The sequence below is a fragment of the Kyrpidia spormannii genome (genome assembly GCF_002804065.1).
Lineage (GTDB): Bacteria > Bacillota > Bacilli > Kyrpidiales > Kyrpidiaceae > Kyrpidia > Kyrpidia spormannii.
Map to the genome: position 1 here is coordinate 2,755,567 of NZ_CP024955.1, position 20,091 is coordinate 2,775,657.

10 protein-coding genes, 1 pseudogene and 1 CRISPR repeat array are annotated in these 20,091 nt (G+C 55.5%); of the genes and pseudogenes, 1 reads left to right on the forward strand and 10 read right to left on the reverse strand.

The features are described 5' to 3' along the window. The first annotated feature begins 68 nt into the window (after positions 1 to 68). Positions 69 to 7,659: direct repeats of the CRISPR family, unit length 30 nt; unit sequence GTTTCCATTCCTCATAGGCACGCTACGAAC. Positions 7,660 to 8,096: 437 nt separating this feature from the next. From CVV65_RS17555 to CVV65_RS13695, 10 genes and pseudogenes are all read right to left on the reverse strand, one after another. Continuing rightward, positions 8,097 to 8,864, reverse strand: a pseudogene (locus tag CVV65_RS17555) (IS1634 family transposase); the annotation flags it as partial. A 341-nt stretch (positions 8,865 to 9,205) separates the two neighbouring features. After that, a complete protein-coding gene (gene cas2 / locus CVV65_RS13655) occupies positions 9,206 to 9,469 on the reverse strand; it encodes a CRISPR-associated endonuclease Cas2 (RefSeq protein ID WP_100668597.1) in 264 nt (87 codons plus the stop codon). Between the two features lie 60 nt (positions 9,470 to 9,529). After that, a complete protein-coding gene (cas1b, locus tag CVV65_RS13660) occupies positions 9,530 to 10,525 on the reverse strand; it encodes a type I-B CRISPR-associated endonuclease Cas1b (protein ID WP_100668598.1) in 996 nt (331 codons plus the stop codon). A 17-nt stretch (positions 10,526 to 10,542) separates the two neighbouring features. Continuing rightward, complete coding sequence (cas4, locus tag CVV65_RS13665; RefSeq protein ID WP_100668599.1) at positions 10,543 to 11,046, reverse strand: CRISPR-associated protein Cas4; 504 nt, start codon at positions 11,044 to 11,046, stop codon at positions 10,543 to 10,545. Between the two features lie 39 nt (positions 11,047 to 11,085). Continuing rightward, on the reverse strand, positions 11,086 to 13,506 hold the full coding sequence (cas3, locus tag CVV65_RS13670; RefSeq protein WP_198592032.1) for a CRISPR-associated helicase Cas3': 2,421 nt from the start codon (positions 13,504 to 13,506) through the stop codon (positions 11,086 to 11,088). Beyond that, positions 13,500 to 14,204: a CRISPR-associated protein Cas5 gene (gene cas5, locus CVV65_RS13675; protein ID WP_100668601.1), complete on the reverse strand. Its 705-nt coding sequence runs from the start codon at positions 14,202 to 14,204 to the stop codon at positions 13,500 to 13,502. Before cas5 ends, cas3 begins: the two co-directional genes overlap by 7 nt. A 15-nt stretch (positions 14,205 to 14,219) precedes the next feature. Further along, on the reverse strand, positions 14,220 to 15,197 hold the full coding sequence (locus tag CVV65_RS13680) for a CRISPR-associated protein (RefSeq protein ID WP_100668602.1): 978 nt from the start codon (positions 15,195 to 15,197) through the stop codon (positions 14,220 to 14,222). An 80-nt stretch (positions 15,198 to 15,277) separates the two neighbouring features. Next, positions 15,278 to 17,386: a TM1802 family CRISPR-associated protein gene (locus CVV65_RS13685; RefSeq protein ID WP_157935532.1), complete on the reverse strand. Its 2,109-nt coding sequence runs from the start codon at positions 17,384 to 17,386 to the stop codon at positions 15,278 to 15,280. After that, complete coding sequence (gene cas6 / locus CVV65_RS13690) at positions 17,355 to 18,176, reverse strand: CRISPR-associated endoribonuclease Cas6 (protein ID WP_100668604.1); 822 nt, start codon at positions 18,174 to 18,176, stop codon at positions 17,355 to 17,357. The genes CVV65_RS13685 and cas6 overlap by 32 nt, the downstream gene beginning before the upstream one ends. 361 nt (positions 18,177 to 18,537) lie before the next feature. Continuing rightward, positions 18,538 to 19,311 carry an SIR2 family NAD-dependent protein deacylase gene (locus CVV65_RS13695; RefSeq protein ID WP_232796625.1) on the reverse strand — a complete coding sequence of 258 codons (774 nt, stop codon included), beginning with the start codon at positions 19,309 to 19,311 and terminating at the stop codon, positions 18,538 to 18,540. 284 nt (positions 19,312 to 19,595) lie between these two features. Between CVV65_RS13695 and CVV65_RS13700 the strand changes: the two genes are divergently transcribed. Then, positions 19,596 to 20,003, forward strand: coding sequence for a hypothetical protein (locus CVV65_RS13700; protein ID WP_100668606.1), 408 nt, complete (start codon positions 19,596 to 19,598; stop codon positions 20,001 to 20,003). Positions 20,004 to 20,091: the final 88 nt, after the last annotated feature.

Consider the following 20,091-nt stretch of genomic DNA (forward strand, 5'->3'; position numbering starts at 1 on the left):
GAGGGGGGTCAAAATTCAGTGCCAAACCGGGGTCAATTCTACTTGACGATCAACACCTCGAAGCTTCGGTTTCCATTCCTCATAGGCACGCTACGAACGATGCCTTGTTGGCGGCCTCGGAGGTTGTCGTCCACGAGGTTTCCATTCCTCATAGGCACGCTACGAACTTAGTCAAATCGTCCGCGGTGTGGAGAGTCGATCGGAGTTTCCATTCCTCATAGGCACGCTACGAACCATCTTCCCTCTGGTTTTGTACGGAACGATGTACGGTTTCCATTCCTCATAGGCACGCTACGAACAACATTTCCTGCGCCGCCTCAAACTGGCGTTTGACGATGTTTCCATTCCTCATAGGCACGCTACGAACATCGAAGGAAAGCCGGCCAGCTTTACGCCATCCGCGCAGTTTCCATTCCTCATAGGCACGCTACGAACCACAGGAAGGTCCTTGCGGCCGAGCGGGCCCGCATCAAGTTTCCATTCCTCATAGGCACGCTACGAACACACCGCATAACCCCGACCGAGCGGGGATGCACCTTGAGTTTCCATTCCTCATAGGCACGCTACGAACCCCAGGCCGTCACCTGGGGTTGTGTTTTTTTACCCCGCGTTTCCATTCCTCATAGGCACGCTACGAACTCAAGTGCCCCGACTTTTTTGGACCTTGAATTTACGTTTCCATTCCTCATAGGCACGCTACGAACTCGGGCACACCGCGCATTTTTTGTCATCGCAGTATGCGCAGTTTCCATTCCTCATAGGCACGCTACGAACATCCTCCCCCTCCCGCCGTCGGTGAATCACTCGCACATGTTTCCATTCCTCATAGGCACGCTACGAACTGTCGGCCAGCCTCACAAGCCCTTTGGCTTCCATGCCAGTTTCCATTCCTCATAGGCACGCTACGAACCATCCCGGTTTTATCGGTCCTATCGTCGATTTATTGGGTTTCCATTCCTCATAGGCACGCTACGAACTGAGGGTGTGTTGGAGTACGTGGCGTCCGGGGTTGCGAGTTTCCATTCCTCATAGGCACGCTACGAACCAAGCCATTGACCAAGCAACAGTGGCCCAACAACGATTGTTTCCATTCCTCATAGGCACGCTACGAACGCCGCGACCAGCTCGTCGTAATGCTTATACGGCGGGTTGGTTTCCATTCCTCATAGGCACGCTACGAACGGTGCTCGGGGTGATGGAGTAATGCGTATTTACGCTGAGTTTCCATTCCTCATAGGCACGCTACGAACAGAAAAGGAGCAAGGCTGCTACCTGAATGAGAATCGTGTTTCCATTCCTCATAGGCACGCTACGAACCGTTTTTGGCGACCATACCCCATCTTTCTGCCGCCCGGTTTCCATTCCTCATAGGCACGCTACGAACCCAGAGACTCTCCGAAAAGTTTTCTCGCCTTTCCTCTGCGGTTTCCATTCCTCATAGGCACGCTACGAACGCCTTATTCATGAACTGGACGTAAAAACAGACAGCAGGATGTTTCCATTCCTCATAGGCACGCTACGAACCGAAGAAAGGGGTGGAGCAAGTGGCGGTGGGCACGAAAGTTTCCATTCCTCATAGGCACGCTACGAACAGACTCTGTGGATGGCACCGTGGCCGCGTCGCATAGAGTTTCCATTCCTCATAGGCACGCTACGAACATTTAAGCCCATCTTCATTTTGTGCTTATGGTTTTCGTTTCCATTCCTCATAGGCACGCTACGAACGGTCCAAGAGATGCGGCTGCTGGCTGCGACGCCGAGTTTCCATTCCTCATAGGCACGCTACGAACCAGTTGGTCCTGGCGTACTGCTCGTCGGTGATGGAGTTGTTTCCATTCCTCATAGGCACGCTACGAACTCCGATCTGCTTTTGGGCCTTTTACCGATGCAGAAGTTTCCATTCCTCATAGGCACGCTACGAACGTCAAGTTGCGGGCCGAATTGTTGGGAGAAACGGACGAGTTTCCATTCCTCATAGGCACGCTACGAACAAGGACGAAGGGGAAAACTGTCTTCTGGATCCGGACGATAGTTTCCATTCCTCATAGGCACGCTACGAACGGTGGGATTGTCAACAAATTCCTGTCCATGCCATCCAAAGTTTCCATTCCTCATAGGCACGCTACGAACGCCGTCCACCGCGCCGCAAAGCTCGGGGATGTCGAATCTAGTTTCCATTCCTCATAGGCACGCTACGAACTCGATTCGACCACCTTCGATCACGTCCCTGTTGCGAGTTTCCATTCCTCATAGGCACGCTACGAACCCGATGGCGGCCAGTAACGCAGCCGACAATGCGTCTCGTTTCCATTCCTCATAGGCACGCTACGAACGATTGGAATTACGTAAAAATGCCGAGATCGATGGCATTGTTTCCATTCCTCATAGGCACGCTACGAACGCCGCCGCGATCACCGCACTGGCCGATTGGAGTCGGGGGGTTTCCATTCCTCATAGGCACGCTACGAACCGTACCACAACCGCCAGCGGGGGGAACAATTTTGAATTAGTTTCCATTCCTCATAGGCACGCTACGAACCGATTATCTGACGGGTGTCCTATCGGCCTTCGTTCAGTTTCCATTCCTCATAGGCACGCTACGAACGTAAGCGGCGATTCTACGACGTGGATTCCGAGAGGAGCGTAGTTTCCATTCCTCATAGGCACGCTACGAACTCCCGCTCATTTTGAATGTCCGCCTTGGATTTCGCGTTTCCATTCCTCATAGGCACGCTACGAACATCGGCCCGAAGTGCGGCGACATCCTTCCGCAGCGGTTGTTTCCATTCCTCATAGGCACGCTACGAACTCGTTCTCCCCCTCCCGCCCAGCGTGAACCACAGCCACATGTTTCCATTCCTCATAGGCACGCTACGAACCAGGTAACTTTTCCCACTTCCCGTCGCCCCGAGGAACAGTTTCCATTCCTCATAGGCACGCTACGAACGCCGGACAGGATGTCCGCCACCACCATCGGGTTGTTCGCGTTTCCATTCCTCATAGGCACGCTACGAACCATGTGGTTATCGTCGGAGGTTTTTACATCGGCGTAGGGTTTCCATTCCTCATAGGCACGCTACGAACGAATTTACGCCACGTGCCCTTGCGGGCGTCGATTTCAAGTTTCCATTCCTCATAGGCACGCTACGAACCTTTCACCTTCGTCTATCCAGGTTTGGGCGTACTCCCGAGTTTCCATTCCTCATAGGCACGCTACGAACTCGGGATCTGCGGCGGAAGGTGAGACATAAACCATGTGTTTCCATTCCTCATAGGCACGCTACGAACCAAGCCGGTTCCCTCCCCGCCCTCGTCTCCCTCCTCTTGTTTCCATTCCTCATAGGCACGCTACGAACTTTCACCTTCGTCTATCCAGGTTTGGGCGTACTCCCGAGTTTCCATTCCTCATAGGCACGCTACGAACCCGTCGGATACCCATACTCGTGCGGTACGTCGACTTCGGGTTTCCATTCCTCATAGGCACGCTACGAACCCGATTAAGTTATTGGAGCCATCATAGGAGAACGTCGAAGGTTTCCATTCCTCATAGGCACGCTACGAACTTTTCCATGAGTGCCTTTGCGATCCGGTCACGTTTCCTGTTTCCATTCCTCATAGGCACGCTACGAACTGCCTTTTGGATTTACGACATCCGGATCACCTTGGAATAGTTTCCATTCCTCATAGGCACGCTACGAACGTTGGCGAACGAGGGCTTGAGTATCCTGGAAAACTTCGGGGTTTCCATTCCTCATAGGCACGCTACGAACTCCCCGTGCCAGCCGGGCAACAGCCACCCGAGTTGTCAAGTTTCCATTCCTCATAGGCACGCTACGAACACCGGAATGGATTCGGGCCATTTTTATTTGCCCGAGGTGTTTCCATTCCTCATAGGCACGCTACGAACTTGGGCCAGGTCATATCCGGTTGCCGGCGGTGTCGGTTGTTTCCATTCCTCATAGGCACGCTACGAACGCGAACCCTGCTCACCCACGAAACCACGCTCGTCTGGTTTCCATTCCTCATAGGCACGCTACGAACCATCCAGAGGATCCAGCAGTACAGGATCTACGTGCACCGTTTCCATTCCTCATAGGCACGCTACGAACTGGTCACAAACTGCCGGACGGGCCCCCAGTGGGCTTTCAGTTTCCATTCCTCATAGGCACGCTACGAACTCTGCTTGGCCCGCCACAGGTGAGATACCTGGAGGCGAGTTTCCATTCCTCATAGGCACGCTACGAACTCGTTCGTCACCTGATACGCCTCTTCTATCCACGTCCAAGTTTCCATTCCTCATAGGCACGCTACGAACTGCATGGCTGGAGGCACGAATCCGATACACGACGGCTAGTTTCCATTCCTCATAGGCACGCTACGAACTGAGCGGCGATGCCGTGCCCAGGCCGCCCAAAGCTTACGAGGTTTCCATTCCTCATAGGCACGCTACGAACCAGGTCGATGATTCGGTTCGTGCGGTCGCGTTTGCTGTTTCCATTCCTCATAGGCACGCTACGAACAAGCATACCTCTCGGACCTGCTCGGAGGCGCAGAACAGCGGTTTCCATTCCTCATAGGCACGCTACGAACCGTGATTGGGTATGCTATGAGGCCTCCCGTGGACAAAGTTTCCATTCCTCATAGGCACGCTACGAACCGCACGAGGAACCAAAACATTATCATTTCAGCAACGAAATGTTTCCATTCCTCATAGGCACGCTACGAACGACTTGTTAGCCCAGAAGGTGGGCGTCCTGTGAAGCTCGGGTTTCCATTCCTCATAGGCACGCTACGAACTCTGATTTCCATTAGCTCAGGATCGTTTGCAGCGATTGCGTTTCCATTCCTCATAGGCACGCTACGAACAACGACTCCAGAACCTGGACCATTTTCTTTCCATACAGGTTTCCATTCCTCATAGGCACGCTACGAACCATTTGGCAATTGGTGCCTAGGAACTGCGTTTTACTGTGAGTTTCCATTCCTCATAGGCACGCTACGAACATCGTCATCAAATTCGACCTCGATAATTTCGTAGTCATGTTTCCATTCCTCATAGGCACGCTACGAACGAGCGCGGATGCTCTGAAAAACACATATGGAGGGATGTCAGTTTCCATTCCTCATAGGCACGCTACGAACGCCTCGCGCATCCGAAGCATTTCCTCATACGAGATACTGGTTTCCATTCCTCATAGGCACGCTACGAACGTTCAACTCACAGCGCATGATCGCTTGACCTCGTGTCTCGCGTTTCCATTCCTCATAGGCACGCTACGAACGAGGCTGTCCTCGACCTCGGAGACCGGCGAATAACCCTGTTTCCATTCCTCATAGGCACGCTACGAACTTCAAAGTCTGATCGATTCTGGCTGTCCTTGCCGAAGTTTCCATTCCTCATAGGCACGCTACGAACAGTTCAAAGTCTGATCGATTCTGGCTGTCCTTGCCGAAGTTTCCATTCCTCATAGGCACGCTACGAACTTTTGGTTCTCGACAGAAACGCCAAGCCAGACGTTTGGGTTTCCATTCCTCATAGGCACGCTACGAACCCATTTGGGTGGGAGCGGACATTACACCGCTGACATGTTTCCATTCCTCATAGGCACGCTACGAACGGGATCGCTCCGTACCCAAGACTTGGGAATGCTTCGTAGTTTCCATTCCTCATAGGCACGCTACGAACTCCGGAGGGCGGGCATCGACCGGATCAAGCCCGCGGTTTCCATTCCTCATAGGCACGCTACGAACTATGTGCCTCCCGGGGAGGCTCCGGCACCGCAATCGGTTTCCATTCCTCATAGGCACGCTACGAACTCCGCCCTCGCCACCCTCGGCGAAACGCGGGAACGGTGGTTTCCATTCCTCATAGGCACGCTACGAACCTTCCCTCATTGGTATCGATGTCCGACGGCATGTTTCGTTTCCATTCCTCATAGGCACGCTACGAACGGATGACCTCGCGCAGGCTGTGGCCCTCGGACTCATCACAGTTTCCATTCCTCATAGGCACGCTACGAACTCCGCCCTCGCCACCCTCGGCGAAACGCGGGAACGGTGGTTTCCATTCCTCATAGGCACGCTACGAACCTTCCCTCATTGGTATCGATGTCCGACGGCATGTTTCGTTTCCATTCCTCATAGGCACGCTACGAACGGATGACCTCGCGCAGGCTGTGGCCCTCGGACTCATCACAGTTTCCATTCCTCATAGGCACGCTACGAACGCTGTCGGCGTTGTATCCGGGGGCGATCACGAGACTTGGTTTCCATTCCTCATAGGCACGCTACGAACCTCTTGTGCGGCGGCCCGGAGTTTTCGTGTCACCCTGTAGTTTCCATTCCTCATAGGCACGCTACGAACTCCGGAGTGAGTGACCGTCCCTACCCCGGCTGCATCGGTTTCCATTCCTCATAGGCACGCTACGAACTCAGGTGCATGATCCGGACCTTGTGGCCAGCCTTTTGGAGTTTCCATTCCTCATAGGCACGCTACGAACGGAAGAAAGCATGAACATCACGGTTGGCGTATTATTCTAGTTTCCATTCCTCATAGGCACGCTACGAACTGTGTTTGCCGAGAGGATTGTCAAACTTCGCAGAGGTTTCCATTCCTCATAGGCACGCTACGAACGCTTCCGTTTGCTGAACCTCCACGATGGCTCCTTCCCGGTTTCCATTCCTCATAGGCACGCTACGAACTCGTCCGATGCACCCGGATTGGGTGAGGAGTTTACGCGAGTTTCCATTCCTCATAGGCACGCTACGAACTGCCTAATTGGCCTTTGGATGACTGAGCCTGAGCCATATGTTTCCATTCCTCATAGGCACGCTACGAACTAAACGCTCCGTGCCCGCGCCTCCAGATCGCTTCTGCCGGTTTCCATTCCTCATAGGCACGCTACGAACTCCTTTCGAGTACGGTCGCCGCATCGAGAAAATTCGTCTGTTTCCATTCCTCATAGGCACGCTACGAACATTCGTTTTTCTCTCCAACTTCGATCATCTTCTCTCGTTTCCATTCCTCATAGGCACGCTACGAACGTGAGAGCCGTGGGGGCGAAAATTACGATTGGCGCGGGTTTCCATTCCTCATAGGCACGCTACGAACATGATCTATTCGCCGGGGGCCGGTGGTGCCGGGGGAGGAGTTTCCATTCCTCATAGGCACGCTACGAACGAGGACAGGCCGGGGGCGACACCGGCGGCGGAAGTGCAAGTTTCCATTCCTCATAGGCACGCTACGAACATTCGTGCGCAGTAAAACCCTGGGCGGCGATAGTGGGGGGTTTCCATTCCTCATAGGCACGCTACGAACGGCTGATGCTCATGTGCCATCCGAATCCGGGGTGATACTGTTTCCATTCCTCATAGGCACGCTACGAACGAACGCCGATTTCCCCATGCTCGTCCGGCCGCCGACCAGTTTCCATTCCTCATAGGCACGCTACGAACATCTATTCGCCGGGGGCCGGTGGTGCCGGGGGAGGAGTTTCCATTCCTCATAGGCACGCTACGAACGGAGGTTCTGGGGGCTCTGGTGGTGAGCCGTCGAAGCCTGTTTCCATTCCTCATAGGCACGCTACGAACCCGTCGACCGCGCCGCAAAGCTCGGGGCTATCGAATCTGGTTTCCATTCCTCATAGGCACGCTACGAACCCATTTTTTCCGCATTATACAAGGGATCTGTCGCTACTAGCATACAGTGTGCGGAGAAGTGCGTCAACTCCTGAAACGGAGTCTTTGTTTCAGATGACGCGGATTCTGGTGACTTTGAGCGACCCGTCTCTTGTCGTCGATCCCCCGGGGTTTTTGCTCGATCTCTGATCGACGACACTTCCATAAACAGGAATTGCAACAAATCCCTCCTTTGTAGAGGGCGCGGTTGTTGAGATCAGAATTTTTAGCTTACTGCGATCGCTTAATACCTCCCATCCCGCGGGTCGAGCCCATTTTTCGCATATCGAAGAATGTCGAAACATGGAATTGATTATCTACCTATTTTCGACAAAGTTCGACGTCATTTCCACAAACGAGGACCTCTCGGAGGATTCAGTTGTCGTTTATTGTCGAAAACCCGCCCGCCGAGAGGTCGATTACCCGCTTTCCGCCGGTGGCAAGGAAGCTTCCATCAAGAGGTTATCCGTCCGGATCCGAATCCACCGAAGAATCTGGATCCCCTTCTCGGTGAGTCCTTGAAGTTAATGGGTGACCGTCCCGTCCGGTAGACGCACGATCACATGGGTTAACCCGTCAAACTCTTTCAGTAATGTACGGGTGGTCGGAGAGTGAAACTTCGCACCCGCGATCGCCAGTGCCGTTTGTTGATCCTCCCGCATCCCTTGGCGCACCCGGCGTTGAATGATCGCGTACACCAGCAGCCCCAACAGGAAGACATAAGCTAAGGCCAACACGCGTTTGGGGGTCTTGACGAAGATCCCGTGCACAAAATAGGGCTGTTTCAAGGCCCGAAACAGGTTCTCGACCTCGATCTGGCCTTTGTAATCCCTCAGCAGATCGGCATCGTGGGCCCGACGCGTCCGCGGGACGTTACTGATCAGACAAAGGTCCTCTCCCGCCGCCGTCGCTGTTTAATGGCCTCCGTGTCGGTTTCCACCGTGAAGTTCACCCGCCACCGAACCACCTCGACGCTCCCTGAGTCGGGATCTTGTTTTCGCGGGCGTCCCACCCGCCGTTTCACGGTCCTTTCCTGCACCACCTGGCCGGTGACTTGATGAAATCCCCAGCGATTATGACGCCGCCGCCAATCTTCCAAAGCCACCTCGGCGTCGGCTTCGCAGTGGTAGCTCAGCCGCTCCTGCTGGGCCACCATCCTTCTCAATCGCCTGAGCCTCCTCTGCCATGATCGCCGCCACCCGAAGCTCTCGACACAAGTACGCCACCAGAGGTGCCGCTTCCAGCTTGTGAACTTCCACCGTAACACCCGGAAGTTGCATATTTCTCCCCTCCGAATCCTAATACAAGGACAATTCGGAGTTGGATAGGCATTCTCCTCCTGAGACTCCTCAAAATGCCGTTATTCGACAAAATCTGACATGCGGAAAATGGGGTCTAGGTTGGGGAGCCAGCGCTGGGCTACAAAGTGAGGAGCCGGACCACCAGCCCAGGCTCCCGATCAACCCACAATTCTCTATTTGCCGCTCCAACATGGCTCGCGCCCGGTCGTCCCTCCACTCAGCTGTCATCACAAAATCTGATCAAACTTCCCTTTCTCAACCCCCATAATCTGCCTTTCCGAGTAGGTTGTCGTTCTCAAAATATAAATAATCACCGAATCCTCGTCCTCCTCAATGATTTGCTTCAACTCCCTTTTCAGCCTGTACAAATTCGCCTTCGTAATCTCCCCCTCCAGCACCGAATTTTGCACCCATGTCAGATACTCCCGGCACTTTTTCAACACTTTCGCCACCCGCTTCTGCGCTACATCGTACACCAGGATCACGAACACGGCTGAACCTTCCCCTCTCCGCCACTCACGCCGCCGAGTCAGTCCATCCCTCGCCCTCCACTACCACTGGGCCACGAACGGCCGATACTCCTCCCCTTCCACCACGTGTTTTTCCACTTTGTAGAGCTCCAGGCGAATCAGGCGGCGATAGGATACCTCTCGCCCAATACTCCGATGACGGATCGTGGTCCCGAGACGCCGCTCCCACTCGGACACGAACACTTTGCGCCCGCTTTCTTTCAAATAAATTCCTTCCAACTTCGCATCAAAATCCCGTCGGGTAATCATTTTCTTTCCGAGCACGGTAAAGATGAGCCGGTCCACCAAAATCGGCTTAAAGATCTCCGCCACATCCAGATTCAGACTGAACCGGCGATAATTTGACGTGTGCAAATATCCAATCCTCGGATCCAAATGGGTCTTGTACGTCTCCCGCAAAACCGCGGAATACAACAGAGAATTCCCAAAACTGATCAACGTGTTCAGATGATTTTCCGGCGGCCGCCGGGTCCGGCGATCAAATTGAAAATCTTCCTGTAACACGATGGCATCGAATGCGCGGTAATACTGCTCCCGGATATTGCCCTCCAAAGCCATCAGGGCCGGAACCTCCGCCGTCTCAGGGATTTTCCCCTCCAACTCCTGGATGCGCTCCAGGTGGCCCTCCACCTTTTTGCCCCGGTTGCGGTAATATTTTAACACCTGCAGCATATTGCGGGCCGCGCCCTCCACGAACCGCCGGGCCAAATCCAGGCGACGCTGCGGATCCAGATAATACTCCACCTGTTTCACCGTCACATGCCCTGCGTTCAAATGCTCACGGGGATAAAACGTTCCCATGTAATATTCATACTCCGAATTAAAAATGTGAAGGAGGATCTCTTTCTGGGAGCAGAATTCCAAAAGACTTTTGGTCAGGTCCACCTCTCCGAACAAATAAATCTCTTGAATATTCTCCACGGGAAGGTACTTCGTTCCGTCCGGGCTCTCAAACACCAGCGTGTTGTCCTTTCGTCGCAATTGCCCGCCGGAAAACAGGTATACGCTTGTCCCCACCGTCTCGACCCCTCACTTCACGCCCAGCAATATTCCCCATACGCGCACCTTTTGCACGCAGGGATTCGTTTCGGCGGTGGCGGCGTCGCCCGGCGCAACAACGCCCGAAGCTCTTCCACCGTCTGTTCGATCTTCACCCTGTCCTCTTGGGTGAGCACCACCCGTTCGACTTTCCGCTCCTCCGGAACCACCAGTTCCCCCTCGGCCTCGATCCCCCGTTTTCTCAACTCTATGAGATAAAACAACACTTGCATCCGGGCGCCCTTTAGCGAGTGCCTGCTTTTTTTCACCTCGGTAACCACCAGCGTTCCCGAGTCCCGGCGCACCACGTCCAACTTCGAATGACCTACCTCAACCTCCTTGCGCCCTCTGGGTTGCCGGTTCTCGTGCAAGAATCGGCCGATCACCACGTTCTCATCGTCCTCATCCGGGGTCATTTGACGAGACATGAGCCACGCTTCCCGGGGGCAGAACGTGTAATACCACACCAACGTCCCATTAATCCGAATTTCATCCTCCATGGACTCACCTCAACTCTTCGGACCTTCCCATCCACAGGTTTATAAAATACAATCCTCCACCCACCCCGCGGCCAAATCGGCGTACCCGCGATCCTCTTGATACTTCGGTGTGTCAGCCGCTAATTTGATCTCCACGTCATCCGCCAGGTTTGCCGCCACCTTCAGCGCCATTTTCGGAGGCAATGAGACAATGAACTGCTGCATCAGCGCCATGAACCGCTTTCGGGCCACAAAGGACAGGCCCCCCATCCACACCCGATCCAAATACCGTTCATAAATCTCTCGAACTCCGCGAATCCCGAACTCGTTCATCCGCCGCCGGATGTCCAGGCCGATCGGGCGCTCGAGATACTCCTCTCCCCAAGGAACAAAAATCGATACCCGCCGCGGATCTTCTTCGAAGGGCGACCAGCCGCTCACGGCGCTCCACCGCCCCTGGGCCGCCTGGGCCAAAGCCTGCATCTTCGCGGCACTATTCGTGCGGGCCGAACACCGGGAAAAATACTGATCAACCTCTTCATACAGTTCGTGCTCCATCCACTCGGCCGCCTTGCCCAAACTGCGGTCCGTCTCCTCACGGACAATGGCGTCCCGATAAACCCAAACCCGGGAATCCTGTTCCCCGCCTCGCAAAAACGAAAAGACCACGATCTCCCCAAGCTCCCCCTCGCTCCCGTGCCGATTGACCCGTCCCGCCGCCTGAATCACCGAGGAGTAGATCGGCCGCGCCCGGTAGACTTTCTGAAAACTCACATCCACACCGGCCTCGATAATCTGGGTGGTCACCGCCCATAACCGCTGCCCCGCCCCCAAACACTCTTTCATCTCTTCAATCCGCAGCCGCTTGTGCAAGGGCGTCATCAAGCCGTGAAGATGCAAAATTCGGGGCTCCGAATCGGCGGGTCCCGCATCCTTCAGCCTTTCAGACAGCTCTTGATAAACCCTCGCCGCATCCCCAATGGTGTTCAAAATCACGGCCAGATGCCGCGTGTCTCTCTCACGTCCGACCAGATGATCGGCTAGCTGCTTCTCGTCCCACGGCTCAACCACGACCCGGGCACGGTATCGGTCCGGATAACGGATGTCGGCGGGTGCCAGGGGAATCGGGGACTCCTTCAGCCCCGGCCGGAGCGGCGGAAGGGTGGCCGTCACAAAGAGAAACGTCGCATTCATCTCCCGGGCGGCGCCCTGGATCATGGCGAGAAAAGGTTGCCAGACGGAGTCATCGACGATTTGTGGCTCGTCGACAATCACTACGGAATTCGCAAGACCGGCCAGCCGGAGGGTTTCTTGGGCACGCTGCGCAAAAAAAGCCCGAAACATTTGGTTAAACGTCGTCGCCACCACCGGGGACTGCCAAGATTCCAGCAAGAGAATCGCTTTGTCATCCCATTCACGGTCCTCAGTCATTGACAGAGAATGGTGCTCCATTACTTCCAGCCCAGAGGCCTTGGCGATCTCTCCCGCAGCTTGGGACAAAATCGTCAGATAAGGAGCCACATAGACAATCCTTTCTTTCCCCCGGTCCCCGGCGATCTCCAACGCCACCCGCAGAGCCGTGAGGGTCTTCCCCAAACCCGTGGGAAGCTTCAAGACATACAAGTCCCCTTTGGGGTTTTGGCGGTATCGCTCCACCGCTTGCTGGTGCACCCGTTGGCGAAGGGCCGTCACGCCGGTGAGCCCGCCTCCCGCTGGCGTGGATCCCGCCGACTGTCGGCCTTTATCTTCGAGAAATTTTTCCAAATGCGCCAAGGCACCCTCCAGCTCTTCGCGCTGAAGCCGCCGGGGCTCGATCTGGGCCGCGTCGAATCGATCCGCGCGAATCAGGGAGGCGGTAGAGAGGCGAAGACAAGAAACCGGCGCCTCCGCCTCTTCGTACTCCGCTAACACTGCCTGACCCGTCCAATCCATATACCATTTGGCCCAGGTGTCAACAAACCCCTTGTGCCAGGCCTTCAACGACCCCACAGTAGGAGCGGCCCCCGCAACCTCCGGAAACAGCCGACTGACCGCGTCGTGAATACCCGGGAGATCAAAGTGTTCCCATTGCGGCGGAAAGCTTCTCCAGGGCACTTCCGTTTCCTCGATATCGCCGAGCCGCCCGTGGTGATCGAGAAGATCCCGGCACCACCACTGCACCCTCCTCCGCAGTTCAGTCTTTTCCCTCCTGGGCATTTTCCAGATATTCAGCAACCGTTCGGCATAATAGACATACAAAATGGCGCCGTATACCGAGTGCGGCGGCCCCTTCCGGGACCGCGGCGACTCAATGTACCACTGCCATTTTTCGTTTGACTTGCCAATGTCGTGCATCCAACCCGCCAGGTAATCCAGACGCTCGGCGGGCTGACCCTGGAAGTTCCCCACCCCTGATGCCACCGTTTCCAAGTGCCGGGGCAGGGGAAATTGACGTTCCCCCTCCGCAGGACGCGCCACACATTCACCAAATGGTCTTACCACAGGCATACCACCTCGTCCCCAAGTTGCGCGAACCGGACTTTCGGTTCCGCCGGGGAGGCCGTCGGGACAAAGGAAATCGGTTGCCCCTGCACTTCATACACCAAGTGAACCGCGCCCCGGAACCGCCGACCGCCCAGGTAATGGTAATGAACCCCTCCGATACGCCCCACTTGCAGCTTCGAATCCCCCGGGGGCATCACCAATCCCTGAACCACATGGGTCGGCAGGACCGTTCGACAGCGATAGGTCATCCCCGGCGTCAACTCCACCTCCGGGACCTCCCAAGACCCCACGAACCGGGGAAATGTCAGGGCAAAAGCACTCCCCAGATATGTGTGATAATGGCTTCTCCCCTCCCGGATCCGCGCCATTAACTCCTCTTGGTAATCTCCGTGATAATAAATGCGATAAGCGGGATTGACCACCAATTCAATCGAAGTGGGACGATTCATCGCCGGCCCGCTCGTCAAAAATCCTTTCCCCAGAAGAGACAGTTCCTGAAGGACGGTGCGCACCGGGGCCAGCAGTTGGATTCCCGCCCAAGATTCACCGCTAAACTCCGCTAATCCCAGAATCGAGCCCAACAGTCCCCGCAGAGCTGTGCGCGTAATCACCGGATACGACGCATGAGTGGCTGTAGTATCCGGTCGTCGAAAATGAGCCAGGGTGCCCCTCAGGTCGAACACCAGCAGTTGCATCACCTGTCCCACCTTTCACCACACCGGCTGTTTCTCCCCGGGCAACTCTCCCTTAATGTTCAACGACGGATGGACCCACCACCTTACCCGGGCCACCCGGTCCTGGTGATTCCGGAGGACCTGACCCAACTCTTGCACGTTCAGGGAGATCTCTGCCACCGAGCTCGGCCGCTCCCCGGATAGCCAAACCTCTCTTTCCGGCAACAACCGCACACTTTCCTCAAGATAGCCGATTCGGAAAAACGGATCAGTGTACTCCACGTGGGCCAGAAACAGCGGCTGCTGGATCCCCCGGCCCCGGGCCTGGCGATACTGCGTCCCCTTCCACAGCGCCTCAAGCAACAGATCCATATCCTCTTCCTTCATCCCCGTCTGCCGGGCAATCGACGCATTGACGATACCGGGCATCACAAAGACGGCAAAGGGAAGGGTGTACGTGGTCCAAATCGTCCCCTGTTGCTTCCCCGCGCTCTCCTCGGATTCTCCGCTCCGATTACTCGCTTTCTCGTTAATGTCTTTGCTCGGCATTACCACCGTGCCCTGGACATACCGCGTTTCTACGGGATGAAGCGAATGAGCCCAACCGAACTGCACCGGGCCGGTGAGATGAAAGGAGGATCCCCCCACACTGAAGACGGCCCCAAACACCCGCACATCAAACGCACTTTCTTTTAAAATCTCCTCCGTGTCTCCCGTACGGCCCGACCGCTCTTGGATCTTTTTCGCTAAACTTCCTCGCCCGAGCAACTTACCGTCTTCGGTCCGTTCCTCCCGAACAAACACGAAATTGTTCCTTTCCCCACCGCCGTCGGGGTATCGCGCCAGGACGTAGTCCCGTACATCCCGTTTGATACTAACGTCAGACAGGGAGATCCGCCCGTCCTCTTCACTGAACAGCCGCCGGGCATCACTCTCATTTAACGGATCCCGGTTGGGAATCCCGTCTTTCACACTCTTGACGAAAATGATTTCTCCACTGCGAAGATCGGACATCATACTTCACTCCTTCTCAACATATAGGTGGTTGATTCCAAAGGTATGATGTGGTCAGCTGGCGAGGATACGGTGCCCTCTCACATCGCCGTCTTGCCTTCTTCAGAAACCTCGTCATCCTCGTCTCCTGCAGTCTTCTTATCCGGGCGATTCAGGCAGTATCCCGCCCAAAATGCGGCCAGAAAAGCATCGGAGTCCCTGCGCAAGCCCTCCTTGTGTTCCAGAAATCCAGCCATCAAGGAGCCCAGCAGCTTTTCCAAATCCCACACGCTGATGTGGTGCCTGGCCGCGTGGGTTCTCAGATTCATAAGTCCGTATTTGAGAATCACCTCGGGCGTCACCTGATTTCCAAAAGTGATAACCCGGCTCTCTAAGTAATCCTTATTTGCCTTTAAAAAGTAACGTTTGCCAAACTCCCGCAGCAAATATCCACTTGCAAAGCCCAGTTCCTCAACATCTTTCCAAACCGGCGGGTGGTCGACAGAGCCCTTTAGAAGTTCCAACATTTCCGGCCATGGACGCATGGGTACTTCCGCTCCTTTCGCAGCCAGTTTCGCCGAGTAGCGTTGGAGAAAATCCGAAAATACCAGATCAAACAGAACTTCTTGCCGAATGTCAAACAGCTTTTGTGTATACTGCGAGGTCAACTCCCGCAATCGCGCCGCCGCCAGTTCCACAAACCGCCGCCGGCTGAGGGGTCGGCCGTGCAACACACTGGCCAAGGTCATCCAGACGTGAGCCGGCCCATAAGCCTTGGTCAATAGGCCCGGAAGTGACAAAAAGAATTCTTTCATCCTGTCCACCAAGTCGGGGCCCAGCAGCCGCTCGCGCAAAGGCTCGCTCTCTTCATACACCTCCCGGACGAGATCGTTTACTGATTTGGCCATGGACGGGATGACGTCTTCGATCACCGCTCGAAGATGAATATCTGCCCGGCTGGGATCGCCGGAATAGTAGAGAATCATGAGCCGATACTCTTGGGATTCATCCACATCCGGCAGCCACATCTCCAACCCAGTCAACGTCTTGAGGTGGAGGTCCCTGGACGACTCAAAGACGGCCTGGTCCTGGCCCATCATTTTGGACATTTTCTGGATAAAGGCTTTTCGTTCGTCGGGGTCCACCAGCCATTCGTCCAGCACCGGCAGAGGGAGGACACCCCCATAGACGGTGGGAATGTCGGCCGCGTTGCGCATCCTTTGTTGTTTTATACCCGACGGGCTACTGGCAGGGGCGAAGATTTCCCGAGCCAGCGACAAGGGCATGGGCCTGGTGAGCCGATCGAACACCCGGCTTCCGTACGTTAGCGCCTTGTAGCAATCGGGACAAAGCGCCACCCCCTCCACCAGCCGGTCTTGAGGCAACTCAGTCGCCAAGGGTCCCACCCAGGTGGTGGTGAACCAGTTCCAAGCTTTCGAATAAGCGGAAATCACTTCCCCGGTTGCGCCACAAAAGGCGCAGACGGCATCGTCGCCGGAGAGCCGTCCCTTTTCTTCCCCCTCGGCGATCTTCGACTCCCAGAAGCGGTCCACCGTGCGCTCCAGATCCGCCACGATCACCCGGTTCGGGTCGAGGAAGCTCGGGGTCAAGATCCCTTCCCAACCCGTTCGTGGCGCATAACCTTGAGGTTCGTACCGGTAAGTGCCGCGGCCGTCCATGATGGCCAATACCAACAGCCCGATCGCTTTCTCTTTGGCCGGAAATTCCGTGGCCTTGAAGAATTCGTGGATCCGCTGAGAAAGCTCATCCACCAAGGGAACCAGGAAATCCCCGTCCTTGGTTCGTTTCAGCCTGTTCCGAAGAAAATTTTCCACTTCCACGGAATCCTTCCGAAAGGCGTCCACATGCTTTTCGTAGAAAATATATGTAGGAATCCCATAACGGCCCTGGGCATTCGTGGGAGCCCCCCCGGCAGGCACAACGAAAGGGGCGGTCCGGGCGTGCTCATAATCCGGATACGTGATCTCCTTCGTCTTTTTCCCCTCTCGCTCGATATGGACCTGAACCCACCGAACCCACTCCACGGCAACGGCCTTAGTCTCCGGATCAGCTTCGACGATCACCACGTGGGACAAGAAGGTCTTAGCGTTCTGCTCTCGAATATCGGACACTTGATCCAAAATCATCGCCGGCGCCAGTCCGCCGCTGACAAAGGGTTTACCCAGCCGAATGAGGCTCTCGATCAACATACCCATCCCCGCCTTCCTCGGCGTACGTTTTGATCAAATCCACGCAACCGAAACCCTGGCTGTTCTTGCTTCCTAATGACAAATCCAGCGCCAACGAGAGAACGGCGGGCGGACCGATCAGTTCGAATCGGCCCGAATACCCCTGCACGAAAATATCCCGGTAAACGACCACAGATTTTTTCGTACGGCCCACCGGACGGATGTCAAAAGCAAATTCCTCGTCCGAAAACCCGATGTCGATCCCCATCTCATCCCGGGCCACCTTCACCTTTTTGCGCAGATTCTCCCGAACCACTTCGGAAAAAGAAGATTCCCTAGGATGAAAATAAACTGTGTATTTGCGCCCATCCGGCTTGAAAAACGTCGAATATGCCGTGATCGGCGACAGCGTCTGGACGAGAATTCGGGAAGAATCAACCCTGGGGTTCGAGCTTTCGACCTCCACCAGTTCCAACTCCACGTTCCCCAGCCGGAGCATCGCATCCCCCAACAACCGATCCAGCACCGCACGAGTAAACTCCGCGAGGGGAGACACCACCACCAACCGCACCGGACCGAAAAAACGGATAAATCCCTCGTCGCGAAGAACCTCATACTTCCCGAGCAGCCGGGAAAAAGAAAACATGCGAAACTTCCGTTTTAGATAGGAGTAGCCCTCGTCATGGAGAAACGCAGCAAAGTCCTCGGGCAGGATGCTATACAACGCCGCTTGCACGTATTCGTTGTACGTGAGCGGCAGGACAAAATGATCCCCACCGGAGGACGGCCGCATCGTCAGTACCAATCGCAACCTAATTCACCTCCTTCGCCTAGAGAAAACCCTCGGCACCTTTGTTCTACCACATCCACAGTGACAGCGGTCTGTCAGAAAACAAATGTTTCGTGCAGTTTTTTTGTTACCCAAGGGGAACCACCGCTCACCCGAGGCAAACGCCGAGCCACCGTCTCTATATCTTATTTATAATTTGTGTGTTTTTCCGTGTCAATTTCTTTCATGAAAAATTTTTCTACCCATCCTTTCTTCTCTGGTCTCGGGTACAAACAAACCCGGATGGGCAAACCACACCCGGGCTTGATAATTTCGCCAACGCCTTATAGGAATTCTAGTAGCCTCACGCAAATGATAAAATTTCCATTCCTGTCCAGGATATCTAGGTCTTGTGACCTTGGGCATCACCCGACTGGTTGCCCATCTCCCGATCGATGGCCGCCAGCACTTCCCCGGCCTTGCCGATGAGGACCTCGTCGAACAGGGCTCTCTGTTCGGTGGGCTCGAGGTTGATGAGCACGCGTTTGCCCTGGCTGAGGGCCGGCAACTGGTTCACCGGGTAGACCTCGAGGCTGGTGCCAATCACGAGGACCAGGTCTGCGGCGCGCATGGCGGTTTCCACGGCGTTCCAGGCGTCCATGGGCAACAGCTCCCCGAACATCACCACCCCCGGCCGAAGACGTCCCCGGCAGTGCGGACAGGGCTCGCCGCCGAGAAACTCCGCCTCTGTGGCCGACCGTCCGCAATCCAGACAGTGAAACCGCCGCAGAGACCCGTGCAGCTCATGAACCACGCGGCTGCCGGCCATTTGGTGAAAGCCGTCGATGTTCTGGGTGGCCACCGCCTGAAGGCGGCCCGCCTTCTCCCACCGGGCCAGGATCTCATGCCCAAGGTGGGGCCGGTGCTTTTTGATCTCGTCGATGCGCTTCCGGTAAAATTCCCGCACCCTCGGGTAATTGGTTTCCAAGGCCTCCACCGTCGCCACCTCCCGGGGGTCGACCTGGGCCCAAAGCCCGCCCTGGGAGCGAAAATCGGGAATCCCGCTCTCGGTGGACATCCCGGCCCCGGTCAGCGCCACGGCCCGGCGGGCCTCCCGAAGCCACTCCGCCACCCGGCGAATCCCGTCATCCTTCGGTTCGCGTTCCCGTTCGCCCAACGTCATCCCACCTCCTATCCCAACAGGCTGTGAAAATCCGGAGCGGCCATGGTCGCCCGGAATGGAATCAAAAACATCCGCCACCCCTGTGTTTATTCTAACATGGGAACGAGTGGATCCACAGCCGGTGAGCAGACCTCGACAAAAATCGACGAACGGGGGTGGGCGTGGTTCTCCGGCGGCCCTCTTGTCCATTGTCTCCGGGTTTTGGCGTAGGGATCAATTTTGTTCTTCCCCGCTTTTCGCGTACAATAGCAGCCAGGAGACCCGGGGGAGGGTGTGCCATGGAACGGCTTAATGGGGAAAAGAACCAGATCATTCAGGCCATTTTAGAGCTCAGTGACATGCTGATCCAGTTCCGCGACGAGGTCCGGGAACGTTTCGCGGACATGGATCGCCGCTTTGAACAGATCGAAGCACGCCTGGATCGGCTGGAGCAGCGCCAAGATCGCATCGAGGAGCGGCTGGACCGCGTCGAGGAGCGGTTGGACCGTGTGGAAACAACCGTGCAAGAAATACAGGCTGACTTGACCGCGTTGAAAACCCAGGTGGACCAAATGGATACGCGACTCGCCGGTGTGGAACAGAAAGTCGAGAAGATCCACGATCGCGTCGAATACTTGAAAGAAAAAGTCATGGAACACGACCAAGATATTTTCCAGATTAACCGTAAGCTTTCCGGACGGGCATGACCGTTAAAGGACCGAAAACATCGTTCGGTCCTTTCTCTTCGATGCACACCCTCCTTTTTCGCGATCCCTAGCAGTTCATCAAGACTTC